We start from the raw sequence: 1,553 nt of genomic DNA, 5'->3' as shown, positions 1-1,553 counted from the left end.
GCCCGGCTGCAGGCCGAGCCGCAACCAAAGCCCGTCGATCAGCGCGGTGACGCCAAGCGCGATGTCGTCGGCATCTCCGGGCGAGGCGAGGCCGCGCAGGCCCGACAACAGGTTCGAGCGCATGCGCGCATGGATCACCCTCTGGATACGAGCCATCTTCTCGTCGCGCGGCACCTCGGCGCAGAGCGACAGCCAGGCATGGCAGAGAGGCGGCTGGAACAGATGCTCCTCGAAATTGCCCTCGATCACCGCATCCATGCGCTCCATCGGAGTCTGCGCCCGGCGAAGCCGCGCGATCACCGCCTGGCACAGGACGGCGTTTGCCTCACGCATCGCGTGCTCGAACAATTCCTGCTTGTTGCGGAAATAGTGCAGCACGATGCCCTTGGAGGCACCGGCCTGCGCCGCCACCTTTTCCAGTGTCGCGCCGGCAATGCCCTCGCGCTCCAGCACCGCGAAGGCCGCCTGCCGCAATTCCTTGCGGCGGATCTCACTGAGACGCTTGAGTTTCACGGGATCGGTCCATGCATTTCGAATCCACGTTGACATCTTCGTCCGTTCAGATCAAGAATTGACCCATGGGACAATAAAAAGACCAATTGGTCAATTTTACGGACGAGGAGAACCGAAATGTTGCGCATCCTTGCAAATGGCGTCTGCCTTGCCGGCCTCATGTTGGCCACTCATGCGGCCCAGGCGGCCGAGGCCGAAGAGTGCAAGACGGTCCGCATGGCCGAACCCGGCTGGAACGACCTTGCCTTCACCACAGGAGTCGCAAATGTCCTGTTGGAGGCGCTTGGCTATCAGCCGCAAAGCCAGGTGCTCGGCATCAACGTCATCTACGAGGGCATGAAAAACAGGGACCTCGACCTGTTCCTGGGCTACTGGGACCCGGCCATGGTCACCTATTACGAGCCCTACAAGAAGGACGGCTCGGTCGAGAATGTGCGCGTCAATCTCGTAGGCGCCAAATACACATTCGCCGTGCCGACCTATGTCTGGGAAGCCGGCGTCAAGGACATTTCCGACCTGCACAAATTCGCCGACAAATTCGGCAAGAAAATGTACGGCATCGAGCCCGGTTCAAACCAGTTGATGATGGACGCTATCGCCGATCCCGCCTTTGGCCTGGACGGCTGGCAGGTGGTCGAATCGAGCGAAGCCGGCATGCTTTCCGAGGTCGGCTACGAGATCAAGGAGAAGCAGTTCATCGTCTTCCAGGGCTGGGCGCCGCACCCGATGAACATGATGTACGACTTCAAATATCTGACCGGCGGCGACAAGTTCTTCGGCCCGAATTTCGGCGCCGCGACGGTGACGACGCAGGTGCGCAAGGGCTATCTGCAGCAATGCCCGAACGTCGCACAGTTCTTGAAAAACCTCGCCTTCGACATCGATTTCGAGAATGTCGGCATGGGTTATCTGATCAATGACGGCATGAAGCCGGAGGACGGCGCGCTGAAGGCAATCACGGCCAACAAGAGCCGTCTCGATGCCTGGCTCGCCGGTGTCACCACCTTCGACGGCCAACCCGGCCTTGCCGCGGTCAAGGA

2 protein-coding genes are annotated in these 1,553 nt (G+C 60.5%); one reads left to right on the top strand and one right to left on the bottom strand.

Annotated features, from left to right (window positions below):
• A partial coding sequence (betI, locus tag EN879_RS35325) for a transcriptional regulator BetI (protein WP_127274687.1) occupies positions 1-549 on the bottom strand: 549 nt, incomplete at its 3' end.
• 81 nt (positions 550-630) lie between these two features.
• Here betI and choX point away from each other — a divergent pair.
• Positions 631-1,553 (top strand): choline ABC transporter substrate-binding protein (gene choX, locus EN879_RS35320; RefSeq protein ID WP_127274686.1); only part of this gene is annotated, 923 nt, incomplete at its 3' end.

Origin of the sequence: Mesorhizobium sp. M7A.F.Ca.AU.002.02.1.1 (assembly GCF_003998535.1) — a bacterium.
GTDB classification, from domain to species: domain Bacteria; phylum Pseudomonadota; class Alphaproteobacteria; order Rhizobiales; family Rhizobiaceae; genus Mesorhizobium; species Mesorhizobium ciceri.
Note: the sequence above shows the minus strand (reverse complement) of the source record. Positions and strands in the feature narration are given on the sequence as shown.